The following is an 18658-nucleotide window of genomic DNA, read 5'->3' on the forward strand; positions in this document are numbered from 1 at the left end:
ATTTGATCATCTAACCTTTTAGACGTCTAAACATCCAATTTAAGAATAGGTGATGAAATGAGCGAAAAAAATAAAGCGACGATTGCTGTTCGTCACGGCATCGAAGCCGATAAACATCATGGTGCGGTTGTACCACCAATTTACTTATCAACCACCTATTCGTTTGCTGATTTTGATACTAAGCGCCAGTATGACTATGGTCGCAGCGGTAATCCAAATCGCGATATCTTAGCTGAAACCTTAGCTGAGCTTGAAGGTGGTGCTAGAGGTATTATAACTGCAACAGGTATGTCTGCTGTGCATTTAGCCACTCAGCTATTAAACAGTGACGATACGTTAGTGATCCCACATGACTGTTATGGCGGTAGTTACCGTTTATTCACCTCGCTTGAAAAACGTGGCCTGTTAAAACTAAAAGTTTTGGATTTAACTAAAACTGAAAATCTCCAAGAAATTTTAGCGATTAAACCCAAGTTGATTTGGATTGAAACGCCAAGTAACCCAATCTTGCGTTTAACAGATATTAAAGCAATTACTAGTATTGCTAAGCAGTGTGGTGCTTTGGTTGCGGCTGACAACACCTTCTTATCACCTGCATTACAAAACCCAATTGAGTTTGGTGTTGATATTGTTGTGCATTCAACCACTAAATACATCAATGGTCACTCTGATGTAGTGGGCGGTGCAGTGATTGCTGCAACGCAAGAGCTAGGCGACGAACTTGCTTGGTGGGCGAATAATATCGGTATTACTGGTGCACCATTTGACAGCTACTTAACGCTTCGTGGTTTACGTACTTTAAATGTACGCCTAAAGCAGCACCAAGAAAATGCCTTTGCCATTGCTGAGTATTTAGAGAGTTCACCTTATGTAAGCCAAGTTTATTACCCAGGCCTTGCTTCTCACCCACAACATGAGCTTGCTAAAGCACAGCAACGTGGCTTTGGTGGCATGGTGAGCTTTGATATTAAAGGCGACATTAACGATGCAGCAGCGTTTTTAACAAGCCTTAAAGACTTTAGCCTTGCTGAGTCGCTAGGTGGGGTAGAAAGCTTGATTTGTCACCCTGCAACAATGACGCACGCAGGCATGGAGCCTAAAGCGCGCCTTGAAGCCGGTGTGGGCGATACGCTGATCCGTATTTCTGTAGGTATTGAAGACGTAAAAGATCTCATTGCAGATTTAGACCGTGTTTTCAATTTAGTAAAACCAGGTCAAGGCCAGCAAGTTACAACAGCTGAAGCTAAGCAAACACAGCAAGATACACAGCAAAACGCTTCATTTAAGTTAACGCCAGCACATACGGCATTGTGGTAGAAGAAATGGTAAATATTGTTCATAAATTTGGTGGCTCAAGCTTAAGCTCGGCGGATCGTTATCATGCAGTAGCGAACATTGTTCTTGCGAATACTGAGCAGGGCGATTGCATTGTTGTGTCGGCATCGGGTAAAACAACCGATACCCTAGTAAAGCTTTGGCAAAGTTACCAGCAGCAAGATAGCCAAGCTGTTAGCGATATTCTATTGCTTATTGATAACAATCAACGGGCTTTAATTGAGCAGCTACTTACAGGTCAGAATAAACAACAGGCCTTGGCACAGTTAAAAGATGAACTTGCTGTATTAAATGAATTAATTAGTCTGCAGCAGTTACTTGAAGCACCTTTACTTGCTCATGGTGAAGTGTGGTCGGCGCGGTTATTGGCCGCTTACCTAAATCAGTTAGGTGTCGCTGCGCAAGATGTTGATGCAAGGCAGTTATTTACCCTAAATGATGGTCAGCTTTTACATCAAAAAAACCAACAGCAATGCAGTGATGCGATTAGCAGAAAACATATCAACGTAGTAACGGGTTTTATAGCTTCAGATTGCCAAGGTAATACGGTGACATTAGGCCGCAATGGCAGTGATTACAGCGCCACCTTGTTAGCGAGTTATACTTTTGCTAAGCAAGTGTCTATCTGGACAGACACACAAGGGGTATTTAGTACTGACCCTCGTAAAGTTAAAAATGCAGTTAAGTATGCCAAGGTGTGCCGCGAGCAAGCTAACTTATTAGCGCGTTTAGGTAACCCAGTATTGCATGCAAAAACCTTGTCGCCGTTAAAAGACTCAGAAATCAAACTGGTGGTAAGAAGTAGTTTTGATTGTGATGCAACGCCAACCGAAGTAGTAAAAGAAGGTTACAGTAAAGCAAAGCGTTTTATTACTACCTTAGATAACATCGATTTATTACGGGTTGATAAACTAAGCGGTGGTGAAGTCGGTGAACTTAGTCAGTTAATTCAACACAGCCTGCACCACTTTACTAAAGATGGCGATACTTACTTATTAGTGCCAGGTCAAAGCACTCACCAAGTTGTAAGCCACTTAGCGGGCCGTGCAAATATTGTCGAGTCTAATTTAAGTGGTTGTGCAGTGGTTGCACCAACGGCAGATGTCATTGCGCTGACAGAGCAAGCAACAGCGCTTTTAAAAGAGCAAAGCATTCATCCGCGTTTTGTACAGCAAGATGATAACTATGTGTTGATCTTAAACGATCAGGCAATTGATAGTGATGTTTTAACTCTTCTACATGACAAGCTGGTAAACAAAGGTCAAGAGTTGGCCATTATCGTTGCAGGCCTTGGTAATGTAGGCGAAGTGTTCTTATCGCAACTACAAGCTCAGTTTGCTCGTTTATCTGCTCAGTACAAAGTAAAAGTAGTAGCTCTTTTACGCTCTAAGCAAATGCTTTTTAGTGCTAGTGGTTTAAATACCGAAACATGGCAAGAGCAGTGGCACAATGAAGCGCAAAGCTACGATAAAGCTGAGTTATTAGCACGTATCAATGAGCTAGATTATGAGCACAAAGTGGTGATTGATATCACTGCTAGTGAGGCTTTCAGTCAGTTATATCCTGACTTTGTAGAGCTTAACTGTCATTTGATCAGTGCAAACAAATATGCGGGCACTGCAGAAAATAGCTGGTATCAAAACCTACGCACTAATTTGGCTGAGCGAAATCTGTTATGGCGTTATAACACCAGTGTGGGCGCAGGTTTACCGATTAACTTTGCTTTAGCTGATTTGCAAAATAGCGGCGACAGCATTAACCGTATTGAAGGGGTATTCTCGGGTACTTTATCGTGGTTATGTAGCAGTTACGATGGCAGCGTGCCGTTTTCAGATTTAGTGCTTCAAGCTCAGCAAATGGGCTATACAGAGCCAGATCCTCGTGAAGACTTATCTGGCCGTGATATGCAGCGTAAACTACTAATTCTAGCACGTGACTTAGGCCTAGATTTAGAGCTAGATGATATTGCTTTGACACCTCTGATGCCTGAACAGCTTGCAGCAGGTAGCTGGCAAGATTTTCTTGCAAACAAACAGCTACTTGATGAATTCATGACAGAAAAAGCAGCCCAAGCTGGGGCAGAAGACAAAGTGGTGCGCTACACCGGAGCTATTACACTCGTTGATGGTAAGGTTCAAGCTCAGGTTGGTTTAGTCAATGTTGGTAAAGATGATGTATTAGCCAGCCTTAAACCGGGCGATAACATCTTTGTGATCAATTCACAGTGGTATACAGATAATGCATTGGTGATCCAAGGCCCAGGAGCGGGTAAAGAGGTCACTGCCGCTGGGGTTCACTCAGACCTATATTGGCTGGTAAATAACCTAAAATAATTTTGCTGATCTTAGTTTAAATAGCTAAGCAAAAAGCGCCCAGAAGGGCGCTTTTTTATTGTTTCAAAATAGCAATTCACTTATTTAGAACAACTCTTCTTCAGTGCTGAGCTTTTCTTCAAATACGTCTGTTGGTTGATCAAGTGCGTACTTGGTTGGTGCTGTGCCTTTAATGAAGTACTCAAAACGGCTGGTGTAGTCATTTTTATGGCTTAAAAGGCCTGTTGCTAAGTCGATACGAACCGATACCAAACCTTCAGGTGGCTCAATAGGTGATTCAGGCATGCCATCAAGGGCTGCACGCATAAAGTCGACCCATGCAGGTTGTGCGGTTTTAGCGCCAGATTCTGCACCTGATATTTGTGATTTATCGAGGTTACTATTGTAGGTCGAACGGCCAAGTGTGATACCTGGGTTATCAAAACCAACCCATACCGAGGTCATCACGTTGCGGTTAAAGCCACTGAACCAGGTATCAACCGAGTCATTGGTGGTACCTGTTTTACCTGCTAGATCACGACGGTCAAGCGCCTGTGCACGCCAACCTGTGCCGCTCCAGCCTGTTTTGTGAGTCCAGCTACCACCACCCCAAATTGCGCTGTGCATAGCTTGCGAAATTAAGAATGCATTTTGCTTTGAAATGATACGCGGAGCACAATGTGGCGTGTTCACACTTTGTGCTTGATCCAATTGGTTATCATCTAATGATGCAAACTCTGGTGTAACAACTTGCTCAGGTTCATCACAGGCAAGTTCAGGCTCTGTTTTGAATAACACATTACCAGCAGAATCCTGAATTTCAGAAATAAAGTAAGGGGTAATTAAGTGGCCGCCATTGGCGAAAGTACTCATCCCGCGAGCTAGTTCAAGAGGAGTGATTGAGGCACTACCCAGGGCTAATGACTCGCTACGATTAATATCGCTATTTGAAAAGCCAAACTTAAGTAAGTGATCTGCAGTGCGTTCAAGGCCAACACCACGTAACAGACGCACAGAAATTACGTTTTTCGATTGAGCAAGTGCACGGCGAATACGGATTGGGCCATTATAAACAGCAGGGCTGTTCTTAGGTCGCCATGCCACACCTTGGCTTTTATCCCATTGGTTGATTGGCGCATCGTTAAGAATTGAAGCTAGTGTGTAGCCGTTTTCAAGTGCTGCTGAATAAATAAATGGCTTGATGTTTGAACCGACTTGGCGTTTTGCTTGAACTGCACGATTGTATTGGCTTTGTTCAAAGCTGTAACCACCGACAATGGCTTTAATACGACCATCTTGTGGGTCAAGTGAAACAAGTGCGCTCGATGCTTCTGGTACTTGGCTAAGGATGTAGCTTTCATCTGCATTCTTACGTAGCCAAATTTGCGCTCCCGCTGATAAAATTTCAGTAGCCGTTTTTGGTGCGAAACTTTGACGGTAACGGGTAATATACTTACGTGCCCATTTTAGGCCATCCCACTCAACTGTCACTTGTTCGCCGCTTTTTAGTAATACATTGATTGATTGCTCAGCGACATTCGTTACAACACCAGCTAATAGTGGACCAAACTCTTTGACATCTTTTAATTTAGATAAGATCTCTTCTTGGCTAAGTGGACTTTCGTTTTCACTGTCCCATAACTGAGCCGTCGCACCACGGTAGCCATGGCGCATGTCGTAAGCGTGTAGGTTATCAACAATGGCATCTTGTGCAGCTTGCTGAATATTTGAATCAACACTGGTGTAAACTTTAAAACCAGTATTGTAAGCACGCTCATGGCCATAGCGTTCAACCATTTCAGCACGCACCATTTCAGAGATATAAGGGGCGTACACTTCAATTTCTGCACCATGGAATTTAGCTGTAATTGGCGCATTGGTCGCCTCTTCGTATTCATCCTGTGAAATATACTTTTCGGTATACATACGGCCTAGTACAACGTTACGACGTGCCTTTGCGCGTACAGGGTTGCGAATAGGGTTAAGGGCTGAAGGAGCTTTAGGTAAACCTGCAATCATTGCCATTTGTGCTAAAGTAAGCTCATTGAGGTCTTTGCCATAATAAACTTGTGCAGCTGCACCAATACCAAAAGCACGATTACCTAACTCAATTTTATTTAAATATAATTCGAGAATTTCGTCTTTAGTTAATATACTTTCGATATGTAAAGCAATGAAGATCTCTTTGACCTTACGGATATATGCTTTTTCTCTAGTTAAGAAGAAGTTACGGGCAAGCTGCATTGTTATAGTACTTGCGCCTTGTTTCTTTTCACCTGTAGATATGAGTACAATAGCTGAACGAACGATACCAATTGGATCTATACCGATATGCTCGTAAAAACGGTTATCTTCAGTTGCTAAAATTGCATCGATTAATGGTTGAGGAATTTGATCTATTGTAACGGGAATGCGGCGTTTTTCACCGAATTGGTTGATTAACAAACCATCACGTGAAAATACTTGCATAGGTGTCTGTAATTGAACGTCTTTTAAAACCTGAACGCTAGGAATGTCAGGTTTAACGTAATAGTATAGACCAACTAAAGTGATTAGCCCTAAGAATGAGCAAATGATAATAAATTGTAAAGTTCGCTTTAATAAAATCACTTATATTTTCCCTACATGGACTCCCAATTAGAATCGGAGACTGCTAGTATATATTGATTAAAAAATGAATAATATTTTTTTAGACAAAAATTATAACTTGTTTATTATTAAAACAAAGGCCAAGTTGCAAACATGCTAAGTCAGCTATTTAAAAAGCCTTCATCTATGATGGTAGGAATCGACATTGGGTCGCACTGTATTAAAGCAGTGTTGTTGCAAGAGACAGACGCAGGTTTGCGGCTTGAAGCGTTAGCTATTGAACCTATGCCAAAAGGCGCTATGTCTGAGCGTTCTATTCAAGATATTGAAGCGATAGGTAATGTTATCGCTAAACTAAAAAGAAAAATTCCTAAATCAGCTCAAACCGCTGCCGTTGCCGTGTCAGGGCAAACAGTAATCACTAAGGTGATTTTTATGGATGTAACATTAACTGATGCTGAATTAGAGTCACAAATAGCGATTGAAGCTGATAGTTTAATTCCTTACCCACTCGATGAAGTCAACATCGATTTTGAAAAACTAGCTATTAACGAAGCTGATCCAAGTAAAGTGAATGTATTGCTTTCAGCTGCGAGAACGGAGAGTGTGCAAGCGCGAGTAGGGGCTCTAGAAGTTGCAAATTTGAAAGCAGGGGTTGTTGATGTAGAAAGCTATGCACTGAGCAGAGCTATGGATATTTACTACCAACAATTACCTAGTGACGCGTATAATAAGTGCGTAGCTGTGGTTGATATTGGCGCTGTACTAATGCTTGTAAGTGTAGTGCAAGAAGGCGAGACAATTTACACCCGTGACCAAGTATTTGGTGGCGACCAATATACCAACAGTATTGTTGCATATTACAACAAGAGCTTTGATGAAGCTGAAATTGGTAAAACAACAGGTGACTTACCACCAAATTATACTTTCGAAGTTTTAGCTCCCTTCCAGACATCATTGTTACAACAAGTTCGACGTGCTGTGCAGATGTTCTTAACAACCAGTGGTAAAGACCAAGTAGACTACATTGTGCTTACAGGCGGCACAGCCATGATTGATGGCTTAGATAGGCTACTAATTGAGGAATTAGGCATTCACACCATAGTTGCTGACCCATTTGCCAACATTGAGATTTCGCCAAAAGTTGACCGCAATATGTTGCAGCGCCATCGTACTCAGTTTGCGATAGCTACTGGCTTGGCATTAAGGAGTTTTTCATCATGCCACATATAAACCTGCTACCATGGCGCGAACAACAACGAAAAGACTCCCAGAATAAGTTCATTACTATACTGTTTGGCGTAGTTGTTGTTAGTTTCCTAAGTATGTACTTACTAAGCTCTTTTTATAGTGGGTTACGCGAAGGACAAAATGAAAAAAATAACTTTTTAAATACAGAAATTGCTTTATTGAACCAACGTATTCGTGAAATTAACGAACTCGATAAGAAAAAAGAAAACTTACAACAGCGAATGCGTCTGATCGAAGAGTTACAGAGTAACCGTAACTTAGGTACGCAAATTATGGATGAAGTCGCTAAGATTGTTCCTGCTGGGGTTTATTTAACTAAACTGGAACGTCGTGATGACCGCATTCATGTAATCGGTCGCAGTGAGTCAAATAACCGCTTATCTACCATGCTGCGTCAAGTTCAAGGCTCGTATTTATTAGAGCGACCTATTATGCAAGGTATCGTTGCCGGTGAGCAAACCTCAAGATTGTTGAGTGATTTTAATATGGACTTTTATGTTAAGCCGTTTGATCAGATAGGTGAGGCGCGCAATGAACCTTGATATCAAAGCGTTAACTGAAATAGATTGGAATGAAATCGAACTCGAAAATATGGGCGACTGGCCTATTGCCGTAAAAGCTATATGTTGCGCTTTTGTTGCTGCGCTGGTTTTATATTTTAGCTATAGCTTATTGGTGTCAGATGAAATTGCCAGTTACCATAGCGCCGTAGCCAAAGAAACTGAGCTTCGCCAAACATATAAAGCAAAATATGCTATTGCGAGTAATTTAGAGATTTATCGTCAGCAAATGGTTGAAATGGAAGATAAGTTCTCGCAGCTATTAAAGCGCTTACCAACCTCGAACGAAACACCGGGTTTGTTAGACGATTTATCTTACGTTGGCACCACCAGTGGTTTAACCTTTTTGAAAATTGGCTGGTTACCTGAAGTAGAAAAAGAGTTTTATACAGAACTACCTATCAAAATAGAAGTGGTAGGGACGTATCATGAGTTTGGTGAGTTCGTAGGCAAAGTTGCTCAGTTACCACGTATTGTGAGTTTGCATGACTTTACAATCCAAACGCTTGGTAATGGCGAACTTACTTTTAGTGTTGTTGCCAAGACTTATCGTTATGAAGGGGGGACTAAAAAATGAAGAAACTTCCCTTAATTATTGCCATGACTCTTGTGCTCAGTGCATGTAATGACGATACTTCAGAACAAAAAGAGTTTATTGATCAAGTAAAAGCAAGTACAACGCCTAAAGTTGAACCCATACCTGAGATCACTAAATTCGAGCATTTTGCATATAATGCCGGGAAATTACGCAGCCCATTTGTGGCGCCGAAACCGGAAATTATCCAAAGCAATTTAGTGCAAGTTAAAAACTGCTTACACCCCGATCCTAATCGTGTTCGCCAGCCACTTGAAAAGTACCCGCTAGATAACCTTGTTATGCAAGGGACTATTGGTCGTGTTGGTAATACGTGGGCGCTGATAAAAGCTGCAGACGATACGCTTTATCGAGTCACTGTAGGTAATTATATTGGTTTGTATCATGGTGAAATAAAGCAAGTGCACGACAATTATATAGAATTATTAGAATTAATCCCTGATGGGGCTGGTTGTTGGAAAGAGCGCCTGACTAAGCTAGAAATGTTAGAGGCGAAAACAAATGGTGCAAGTTAATCTTATGAAAGGTAAAAAGAAGATGCATAAAGGAATGGCTTGGTTAAAACACATGCATAAATTCATGTTAGCTGCATTAGCCTTAATTTTGACGCAGACAGCAATCGCTGCTCCTTTACTGTATGACGTACGTTATAACCCGCTAATGAAAGGCGAAACACAATTACAGCTAGTATTTGATGAAGCGCTAACATTTGAACCAAAAGTTCAGGTATATAACGCCCCAGCTCGTATTGAAATGCTTTTCAGTAATGTAGGTGTTGATAATGAAGTACGTGATGTGCCTGTTAACCAAGCAGGTATCCAGCATGTAACTAGCACCATGACCGCAGACGGTTTAAAAGTTGTTGTAACGTTAGATAAGCTAAAAATTTACAAAACAATGGCGAAAGACAATATCGTTACTTTACATGTTTCAGATAACCCAATCGCAACAGATGAATCTGCGGATGGATTGACTGCATCAAGTAACTTTATCAATACAGTTCAGTCTATTGATTTTCGTCGTGGTGAAAAAGGTGAAGCACGTCTTTTAGTTTTCTTACAAGATACCCAAGCTGCAATTGATGTACATGAAAGTGGCGGTAAAATTATTGCTGAGTTCCACCATACAGATATTTTAGATGATTTATTGTATCAATTAGATGTAATGGATTTTGGCACGGTTGTCAGTAACATCGAAACTTTCAAAGAAGGCAACATGACGCGCATCGTGGTTGAACCCAATGCCGCGTTTAAGTTTACTCATCAACAAATTGAGAACATCTTTACACTAACTGTTGAAAAAGATGATACACAGCGGGCATACCTTGAAGGTGGTATTGAATATCAAGGTCGCCCTATGAGCCTTAACTTCCAAGATATTCCTATTCGCTCTGTGCTACAGATTATTGCGGGCTATAACGAGTTTAACTTAGTAACAAGTGATTCAGTAACAGGCAACATTACATTACGTTTAGACGGTGTTCCTTGGGATCAAGCTCTCGATGTAGTGCTTAAAATTAAAGGTCTTGATAAGCGTATGGATGGCTCCATTTTGATGGTTGCACCATCAGAAGAACTTGCTGCGCGTGAAGCAAAAGAGCTTAAGGCAAAACAGCAAGTTGAGGATTTAGAGCCGCTTTATAGTGAATATATCCGCCTTAACTATGCTAAAGCTGAAGAGTTTGCTGACTTATTGAAAACAGACACCAACAGCATTATTTCTGCGCGAGGCAGTGTGTCTGTTGATAAACGTACTAATACCTTACTTATCAAAGATACAGCGAAAAGCATCGAAAGCGTGCGCCGTATGGTGGAAACCTTAGATATTCCTGTTAAGCAAGTGGTGATTGAATCCCGCATGGTAACAGTGAATGATAATGTGCAAGAAGACTTAGGTGTGCGCTGGGGTATAAGCGATGTAGGTAGTGACGGCGCTATCTCTGGCACACTAGAAGGTGCTGGTGGCATGTTTGGTGCTGGCTCTTACGATAATATTCCGAGTATTTCTGACCGCTTAAATGTTAACTTACCTGTTTCTAGCCCTGCCGGTAGTATTGGTGTACAAATAGCTAAGTTAGCCAATGGCACAATATTAGATTTAGAGCTAAGTGCCCTTGAAGAAGAAAACCGTGGTGAGATTATAGCAAGTCCTCGTATTACGACGGCTAACCAACAAAAAGCCCGTATTGAGCAAGGTACTGAGATCCCTTACGTTGAAGCAGCATCAAGTGGTGCAACGACAGTAACCTTCAAAAAAGCAGTATTGAGCTTAGAAGTAACGCCACATATCACCCCTGATAACAAAGTAATTTTAGATCTCGTTATTACGCAAGATACACGTGGTGATACGGTACAAACACCAACGGGTTCTGCTGTGGCAATTAATACCCAAGAGATCCAAACTCAGGTATTAGTAGAAAACGGCCAAACTGTAGTGCTTGGTGGTATCTTCCAACAGCAAATCGTTAACTCAACTAAGAAAGTACCTCTGTTAGGTGATATTCCATACCTTGGTGCATTGTTTAAAAGTACGAGTGAATTTAACGAGAAGAAAGAGCTGTTAATCTTTGTAACGCCAAAAATTCAAATCGAATAAGTGATTTTTTCTTAAGCAACGAGCAATTAGCATGTTTAATTGCTCGTTATCTGGCTTTTTATGCTAATTGACTTGAAATACCCAAGCAATTACTGAGATAATCCCCTCCTTAATTTTGGGGCCAGGTCGTTAGGCGGGGTTTTATTTCAAATTTTAGAGTTCGTTTGTACTAAAAAGATATGGCTGAGAAACGTAATATATTTCTAGTGGGCCCTATGGGGGCTGGCAAAAGCACAATTGGTCGTCACATTGCTGACCAATTACACCTTGAATTTTTCGATTCAGATCAAGAGATCGAGCGTCGTACTGGAGCAGACATTGCTTGGGTATTCGATCTTGAGGGTGAAGAGGGCTTTCGACTTCGTGAAGAAACTGTAATTTCAGACCTAACTGAGATGCAAGGTATTGTTCTTGCAACTGGCGGTGGTTCTGTGATCAGTAAAGAAGTGCGTAACAAGCTATCTGCTCGCGGTATCGTTGTATACCTAGAGACACCAATCGAAAAGCAAGTTGCACGCACGCAGCGCGACAAGCGTCGCCCATTATTGCAAACAGAAGAAGCACCGCGTGATGTATTAGAACGCTTAGCTGAAGAACGCGAACCGTTATACAAAGAAGTTGCTGATTTTGTTGTCCGCACTGATGAGCAAAGCGCGAAAGTTGTTGCTAATCAAATCATCGAGAAATTAGATTTTTAAAAACCAATAATAAAAAGGAAACTAGCTATGCTTGAATTAACAGTTAATTTGGACGAGCGAAGTTATCCTATTTATATTGGTCAATCTGCTCTTAAAGAGACTGGTCGGCTACGCGAGCACATCGGCGATTGTCGACCTATCATTATCACCAACGACACCATTGCACCTTTATATCTTGATGATGTAATGACGTCGTTGGCTGATCTTAACCCGTTATCTTTTACCATCCCTGATGGCGAACAATATAAATCACTTGAGTGGTTTGAAAAGATATCGGCGTTCTTACTTGAACATAACTGTGGTCGTGATACTTGCCTTATTGCCTTAGGTGGCGGTGTTGTAGGTGACTTAACTGGTTTTGTTGCTGCATGTTATCAGCGTGGCGTGCCTTTTATTCAAGTACCAACTACCTTGCTTTCGCAAGTGGACTCATCGGTTGGTGGTAAAACGGCAGTAAACCATCCGCTTGGTAAAAACATGATTGGTGCATTTTATCAGCCGCAAGCCGTGTTTATCGATACGCAATCGTTGCATACTTTACCTGAGCGTGAATTCGCAGCAGGTATGGCTGAAGTAATTAAATACGGCCTCATTTACGACACCGAATTATTTGCCTACCTAGAGCAAAATATCGCTAACCTTAAATCACTTGATGAGCAAACATTACAGCATGTGATTTACCGTTGTTGTGAAATCAAAGCCTTGATTGTTGCACAAGATGAAAAAGAAGCAGGGTTACGCGCCTTACTTAACCTAGGGCATACCTTTGGTCATGCTATCGAAGCACAAATGGGTTACGGTAACTGGCTACACGGCGAAGCCGTTGCCGCAGGTATGGTGCTGGCAGCACGCCTTGCACATACCCGTGATGATTTAACGGCCGCAGAAGTTGAACGCATTGTTAAATTGATTGCTGAGTATGATTTACCAGTCGATATTCCGGCAGAAATGACAAGCGAGCAGTTTTTAACGCACATGCGTAAAGATAAGAAAAACAAAAAAGGTACGATTCGTTTTATTCTACCTACTCAATTTGGTCAATGTGCGCTGGTAAGTGATGTTACTGATCAGCAGGTTTGTGATTTAATAGCGCGCTAATGCAATCGCAAATATTGCCTAGCCGTGCTGCGCTAGTTGATCGAATCGCTCTGCAGTTTGAATATGGGCAAAATCTAATTTGCTTACTTGGCCCATCAGGCCTTGGTAAAAGCTATTTATTAGAAACCTTCATTACTGATAAATACCTCGACTTTAATAAAGCGTTTGTTCAGTTGTCAGGAAAAATGACCGACCAACAGTTTATGACTGAACTGTTAGAACAAAGCTTTAGCAATCCGCTAATTGATCATTCTTTAAGTTTGTCTGAAAACTTCTATCAACTCTATAAGCAACAGCCTTGTGGTGATTGTTTATGGGTGATTGATGGAGGGCGTCATTTATCTGAAGAGTTAATTCAGCAATTAGAAATTCTTGCCAAGCAAAGCCCGAGCACGTTATACATATTGATTGCATCACAATCGGTCGGCCAGTTCAGCCAAGCGGTCGAAATTCACCTTGAAGCGCTTAACTTGAGCGAAAGTAAGCAACTTATGCGTTGGTTTTTCGACAACCTGCCAGTTGAAGAAGACCCTGTTTTTCGCACCTTTTTACAAGAAGCGTATGGTAACCCAGCCTTATTGCTAGCTTGGGAGCCTGAACAGCAAACTGCGGATATTCGTACACCCGAGAAAAGCTATAAACTGCTTTATTTAATTTTGCTCTTAATCACAACCATGCTGTTGATCATTGGCTTTTTATATAAAGCTGATATGACCGAGTGGTGGAAAGCACATTACCAACAAGATACAACAAGCTCTGTGGCAACAGCACTGCCTGCAGAAGCAGTAATAAATAGCCCAGAAGCAAGCAAAGAGCCTGTTCTAGAACAAGTTGAAGATGAGCCTCAAGCCCAGCAGCCAGTTGCTACTAATGATGATAACAACACGACTCAGGCTGCCGAGATGCCAGTTGATGGCTCTGACAGTAAAAACCATAACAATGAAAGTCATAACAATAACGTGGCTGCGATTGTTGATAGCCTTTTGCCAGCAGAGCCAGTTACACAAGAGAATGAGCAACCAACCACAGATGAAGTTGTAGCAGCCATTATCAGCGATGCTGAGCAAGCTGAGTCTGCAATTGAGCCTGAGCAGCCATTAGTGGGGAATGCGTGGTATTTGTCTCAGCCAGACGACAATTTTGTAATCCAATTACTAGCGGTGACTAAGCAAGAGATCAGTGATAAGTTTATTAATGAAAATGGCTTGCAAGGGCAGGTAAATACTTACCAAAGCTTACGGAGCGGTAAGCCGTGGTGGATTGTCACTTATGGCAGTTATGCCACACTGAATGAGGCTAAGAAGGGCGTAACAACACTTTCTGAGAATGTGCGTAAAAATCAGCCGTTTTATAAAAAAATAAGTAAAATTAAACAAGAAATCGCTTCACTAAATCAGTAAATTAAAACTGATTAGTGTAAAATCGCGCAACACCGAATTGAAGTTAAGAGCAGATGCAGCAAAAGACCAGAGCCTTCCTTAAATGGGCGGGTGGAAAATACAGCCTAGTTGAAGATATTCGTACCCGCTTAAAGCAAGCGAGTATGGATGCTGACACCTTAGTTGAACCTTTCGTTGGTGCTGGCTCTGTATTCCTAAATACTGATTTTAAGCATTATATTTTAAATGATATTAATGCGGATCTGATCAACCTGTACACCGAGCTAAAGCGTACGCCTGACGAATTTATTAGCGATGCAAAAAAACTATTTGTAGAGCTCAATAACCATCCAGAAGCCTATTATGAGTACCGTGTTCAGTTTAATCAGAGCAGCGATGTGTATGAGCGCGCAATTTTATTCTTATACATGAATCGTCATGGTTATAACGGTCTGTGCCGCTACAATCTTAAAGGTATTTTTAACGTTCCTTTTGGTAAATATAAGCGCCCGTATTTTCCTGAAAAAGAAATGCACTTCTTTGCTGAAAAAGCCCAGCAAGCCACCTTTACGTGTTTAGGCTATGACGAGGTCTTTAAGCTTATTCCTAATAATGCGGTTGTGTATTGCGATCCACCTTATGTGCCTTTGAGTAAAACAGCTTCATTTACTTCTTACGCTAAAGGCGGTTTCAATTTAGATGATCAAGCTAACTTGGCGAATTTAGCTGAGCAGGCTGCATTCGAAAATAACACGCCGGTACTTATTTCTAACCACGATACAGTGTGGACTCGTAAAATTTACAGCCAAGCATCACTAGATGAAATTCAGGTAAAACGCACGATTAGCCCGAAGGGTGGGTCGCGTAATAAAGTGAATGAGCTAATGGCTATGTATTTAGCACCAAAGAAACGGTGAAATAAATCGCTGCTACAAACAGGCTGAATAAAACTAGGGCAATGACGATAATAGTACTGAGCGAATGCTCTTTAAAGTCAGCTTGACGCTTATTTTCTGATTGCACACCAAAAAATGCCGCAAAGACACTTTGTAATGCACTAATGAATTTGTTCATGCGATTTAGAACTTAGAACCTAAACCGCTAACTTTCTTTGACTCTTCACTACTTGTTAATAACTCAAGTAAATCAAGATAATGGAACTGAGCGCTGCGGCTATCACCCGTTAACCAAGAAAACCATCCTGTTTCTTGTTCTGCTTTCATACATTGAGCAGAAGATGATGATGCGTTAAGCGTATTGCATGAGAAGCCAGACGCCGCTGCTAAAAAGTCGTCTTCATCAGCAGATGAAAAAGATACAAACGCAGCAACCGTAAGTGCGGACGCGATTAAGATCCCTATTTTAAAAGCACGCATGAGAATAACCCTTGTTTGTGTTATTTAGACAAGCATACATAACAATTGCTCAAATAACAAACTTAATTACGGCTGAATTAAATAAAAATTTAATAAAATTAGTCTTTTAAAGTAAATTTTATGTTTATATTTTGTTTCATTTAAATGCATTTATGAAAGCAGCTGAATAGAACGATTGTTCAATTTTTGATTAAATTTACATTAATTCAATAAGCTAAAAGGATTAGCCTTGAGTAATAGCGTTTTAACAGTTAGCTGTGGTGTTTTAATCAGCTGTCGATTGGGTTACATTATGCGCTCTTCTTGCAGTCGCAAATTATGATGGAATCTCTCATGTTGGAAACATTACAAAAGTATTTAATAGCCCCTTCTATTTTATCAGCTGACTTTGCCCGTTTAGGTGAAGATGTTGATCGTGTACTCGCAAGTGGGGCAGATGTTGTACATTTTGATGTGATGGATAACCATTATGTGCCAAACCTAACCTTTGGCCCGATGATTTGTAAAGCACTGCGCGATTACGGTATTACAGCCCCGATAGATGTGCATCTCATGATTAAGCCTGTCGATCGCCTAATTCCCGACTTTGCTGAAGCAGGCGCTTCTATTATTAGCTTTCATCCAGAAGCTAGCGAGCATATTGACCGTACCTTGCAACTTATAAAAGACAGTGGTTGCCAAGCAGGGCTTGTATTTAATCCTGCAACCAGCCTTAGCTACCTTGAGCACGTGCTCGATAAAGTTGATGTAGTACTATTAATGTCGGTTAACCCTGGCTTTGGCGGCCAAAGCTTTATTCCTCGTACCCTCGAAAAACTTCGCCAAGCGCGTAAAATTATTGATGACTCAGGTCGCAATATTCGTTTAGAAGTTGATGGTGGCGTTGGTGTTGATAACATTGCTGAAATTGCAGAAGCGGGCGCTGATATGTTTGTTTCAGGCTCAGCGATTTTCAATCAACCAGATTACAAAGCTGTTATTGATGCGATGCGCAGCGAGCTTGCAAAGGTTGAGTCATGAAATACGATGCGGCATTTTTCGATTTAGATGGCACCTTAGTCGACAGTGTTTACGATTTATACATTGCGATGAATCTGACTCTAACTGACCTCGCATTTCCGGTTGTTACACAAAAGCTAGTTGAGAGCTGGGTAGGTAATGGCATAGAAACACTTGTAAAGCGTGGTTTAAGTGGCGATATGCAAATCAGTGAGCATTTAGATGAAGCCCTTGCTGAGCGTGCAATTAATTTGTTTTATCAGCACTATGACCAAGTTGTAGGTGACTACAGTGCGCTTTATCAACATGTAGAAACTGGGCTTGCTGCACTTGCTGGTATTCCTAAAGTGGTGATCACCAATAAGGCACGTCGTTTTACCGAAAAGTTACTTGATAAGCTTTCACTGACTAGTCATTTTCAGTTGATTGTATGTGGTGATGATATGGCAAAGAAACCATCACCTGAGCCTTTACTATTTGCTTGTCAGCAATTAGATGTCAGCCCAGCCAAAGCGGTTATGATAGGCGACTCAAAAAGTGATATTTTGGCAGCAAAAGCTGCTAAGGTTGACGTTGTCGCACTCGGTTATGGCTATAACCAAGGTGAAAACCTCGCTGATTTCAATCCAGAGTACCTCTGCGAGAATTTCTTAGATATAATACCCGTTCTTACCCAAAGGTAAGTGCATTTTAATTTCGTCTTTTTAGTTTAGTAAAAATATAAAGGAACATCATGAGTAAACCAGTAGTGTTAAGTGGCATTCAGCCAACCGGTGGTATGACAATAGGCAACTATGTTGGCGCTATTAACCAGTGGCTTAAGCTACAGGAAGACCACGAGAGTTTCTTTATGTTAGTAGATTTACACGCCATTACTGTACGCCAAGATCCTGAGCAGCTACGCTCGCGCGTGCTGGACGGTATTGCGCTTTATGCTGCATGTGGTATCGACCCAGAAAAAGCGGCGTTATTCGTACAATCTCAAGTGCCAGAACATGCACAGCTTAGTTGGGTGTTAAACTGTTACGCGCAAATGGGTGAGCTTAACCGTATGACGCAGTTTAAAGATAAGTCTTCTAAGCATGCGAATAACGTGAATGTGGGCTTGTTCTCTTACCCTGTACTGCAAGCAGCTGATATCTTGTTATATCAAGCAGATCAAGTGCCAGTGGGTGAAGACCAAAAGCAACACCTTGAATTGACACGTGATATCGCAACACGTTTTAACAACCTATACGGTGACGTGTTCAAACTACCTGAGCCTTACATTCCTGAGTTTGGCGCGCGTGTAATGAGCTTACAAGATCCGCTCAAGAAAATGTCTAAATCAGATGAAAATCCAAACGGTTACATCATGTTATTAGATGAGCCGAAGAAGATTGAAAAGAAACTGAAGAAAGCAGTAACCGATTCAGACGAGCAAGCTCGTATCTACTTTGATCGTGAAGAAAAACCAGGTGTATCAAACCTACTTACTTTATTATCAGTCGCAACTAAGCGCTCAATTGAAGACTTAGTGCCTGAATATGAAGACAAAATGTATGGTCACCTGAAAAAAGACACTGCAGCAGCGGTCGTTAATATGATTGAGCCAATCCAAGCGCGCTTTAAAGAAATTCGCGAAGATCAGTCACTACTTGATAGCATTATGAAGTCAGGTGCTGAAAAGGCGAGTATTCGCGCTGAAAAAACATTAAAAGCAGTCTACGATGCGGTAGGTTTTATTCCTTGTCCGTAAACTGGCACAAATTATTGAAATAAAAATACCGCTTAATAGCGGTATTTTTTTATCTATTAAAAACTCAGCACGATTAATACTGTAAACAAACAGATAAGTGCAGCAGCGGTTTTGTCTGTTTTTTCCATCTTGT

Annotated in this window: 17 protein-coding genes; 14 read left to right on the top strand and 3 right to left on the bottom strand. The window is 41.3% G+C overall.

The genetic code is table 11. From position 1 onward, the window contains the following. The first annotated feature begins 57 nt into the window (after window positions 1-57). A complete protein-coding gene (gene metB, locus ABMY41_RS14300) occupies window positions 58-1317 on the top strand; it encodes a cystathionine gamma-synthase (protein WP_287242175.1) in 1260 nt (419 codons plus the stop codon). A gap of 5 nt (window positions 1318-1322) precedes the next feature. After that, on the top strand, window positions 1323-3668 hold the full coding sequence (metL, locus tag ABMY41_RS14305; protein ID WP_349275160.1) for a bifunctional aspartate kinase/homoserine dehydrogenase II: 2346 nt from the start codon (window positions 1323-1325) through the stop codon (window positions 3666-3668). An 84-nt stretch (window positions 3669-3752) separates the two neighbouring features. On the opposite strand, the gene ABMY41_RS14310 is transcribed toward metL, so the two are convergent. After that, complete coding sequence (locus ABMY41_RS14310) at window positions 3753-6257, bottom strand: PBP1A family penicillin-binding protein (protein WP_349275162.1); 2505 nt, start codon at window positions 6255-6257, stop codon at window positions 3753-3755. Window positions 6258-6389: 132 nt separating this feature from the next. Between ABMY41_RS14310 and ABMY41_RS14315 the strand changes: the two genes are divergently transcribed. From ABMY41_RS14315 to ABMY41_RS14355, 9 genes are all read left to right on the top strand, one after another. Beyond that, entirely contained in the window at window positions 6390-7469 is a 1080-nt protein-coding gene (locus tag ABMY41_RS14315; RefSeq protein WP_287242586.1) for a pilus assembly protein PilM, read from the top strand. After that, the gene (locus ABMY41_RS14320; protein ID WP_349275164.1) at window positions 7457-8029 is read left to right on the top strand and encodes a PilN domain-containing protein; all 573 of its coding nucleotides are present in this window, start codon (window positions 7457-7459) and stop codon (window positions 8027-8029) included. Before ABMY41_RS14315 ends, ABMY41_RS14320 begins: the two co-directional genes overlap by 13 nt. Next, window positions 8019-8624, top strand: a complete 606-nt coding sequence (locus tag ABMY41_RS14325; protein ID WP_349275166.1) for a type 4a pilus biogenesis protein PilO — start codon at window positions 8019-8021, stop codon at window positions 8622-8624. Before ABMY41_RS14320 ends, ABMY41_RS14325 begins: the two co-directional genes overlap by 11 nt. Then, complete coding sequence (locus ABMY41_RS14330) at window positions 8621-9157, top strand: pilus assembly protein PilP (RefSeq protein WP_175080805.1); 537 nt, start codon at window positions 8621-8623, stop codon at window positions 9155-9157. Before ABMY41_RS14325 ends, ABMY41_RS14330 begins: the two co-directional genes overlap by 4 nt. Continuing rightward, the gene (locus tag ABMY41_RS14335) at window positions 9144-11237 is read left to right on the top strand and encodes a type IV pilus secretin PilQ family protein (protein ID WP_349275168.1); all 2094 of its coding nucleotides are present in this window, start codon (window positions 9144-9146) and stop codon (window positions 11235-11237) included. Before ABMY41_RS14330 ends, ABMY41_RS14335 begins: the two co-directional genes overlap by 14 nt. A 179-nt stretch (window positions 11238-11416) precedes the next feature. After that, entirely contained in the window at window positions 11417-11935 is a 519-nt protein-coding gene (gene aroK / locus ABMY41_RS14340) for a shikimate kinase AroK (RefSeq protein ID WP_036973192.1), read from the top strand. Window positions 11936-11962: 27 nt separating this feature from the next. After that, window positions 11963-13033: a 3-dehydroquinate synthase gene (aroB, locus tag ABMY41_RS14345; RefSeq protein ID WP_058583849.1), complete on the top strand. Its 1071-nt coding sequence runs from the start codon at window positions 11963-11965 to the stop codon at window positions 13031-13033. Further along, the gene (locus ABMY41_RS14350) at window positions 13033-14433 is read left to right on the top strand and encodes an AAA family ATPase (protein WP_349275169.1); all 1401 of its coding nucleotides are present in this window, start codon (window positions 13033-13035) and stop codon (window positions 14431-14433) included. Before aroB ends, ABMY41_RS14350 begins: the two co-directional genes overlap by 1 nt. A 53-nt stretch (window positions 14434-14486) precedes the next feature. After that, on the top strand, window positions 14487-15329 hold the full coding sequence (locus ABMY41_RS14355; RefSeq protein ID WP_054563340.1) for a Dam family site-specific DNA-(adenine-N6)-methyltransferase: 843 nt from the start codon (window positions 14487-14489) through the stop codon (window positions 15327-15329). On the opposite strand, the gene ABMY41_RS14360 is transcribed toward ABMY41_RS14355, so the two are convergent. Then, a complete protein-coding gene (locus ABMY41_RS14360; protein ID WP_054563341.1) occupies window positions 15301-15486 on the bottom strand; it encodes a DUF2970 domain-containing protein in 186 nt (61 codons plus the stop codon). The two genes, ABMY41_RS14355 and ABMY41_RS14360, sit on opposite strands and share 29 nt — an antisense overlap. A gap of 5 nt (window positions 15487-15491) precedes the next feature. Further along, window positions 15492-15788, bottom strand: coding sequence for a hypothetical protein (locus ABMY41_RS14365; protein WP_349275171.1), 297 nt, complete (start codon window positions 15786-15788; stop codon window positions 15492-15494). 333 nt (window positions 15789-16121) lie between these two features. On the opposite strand from ABMY41_RS14365, the gene rpe reads away from it, so the two are divergent. Genes rpe through trpS form a run of 3 tightly spaced genes read left to right on the top strand, consistent with a single transcriptional unit; the run spans window position 16122 to window position 18525 of the window. Next, window positions 16122-16808: a ribulose-phosphate 3-epimerase gene (gene rpe / locus ABMY41_RS14370; RefSeq protein WP_349275173.1), complete on the top strand. Its 687-nt coding sequence runs from the start codon at window positions 16122-16124 to the stop codon at window positions 16806-16808. Beyond that, on the top strand, window positions 16805-17470 hold the full coding sequence (locus tag ABMY41_RS14375) for a phosphoglycolate phosphatase (protein WP_063527519.1): 666 nt from the start codon (window positions 16805-16807) through the stop codon (window positions 17468-17470). Before rpe ends, ABMY41_RS14375 begins: the two co-directional genes overlap by 4 nt. Window positions 17471-17520: 50 nt before the next feature. Further along, on the top strand, window positions 17521-18525 hold the full coding sequence (trpS, locus tag ABMY41_RS14380) for a tryptophan--tRNA ligase (RefSeq protein ID WP_349275175.1): 1005 nt from the start codon (window positions 17521-17523) through the stop codon (window positions 18523-18525). The last annotated feature ends 133 nt before the right edge of the window (window positions 18526-18658 follow it).

The sequence above is a fragment of the Pseudoalteromonas sp. BZA4 genome, from assembly GCF_040104395.1.
Taxonomy (GTDB): domain Bacteria; phylum Pseudomonadota; class Gammaproteobacteria; order Enterobacterales; family Alteromonadaceae; genus Pseudoalteromonas.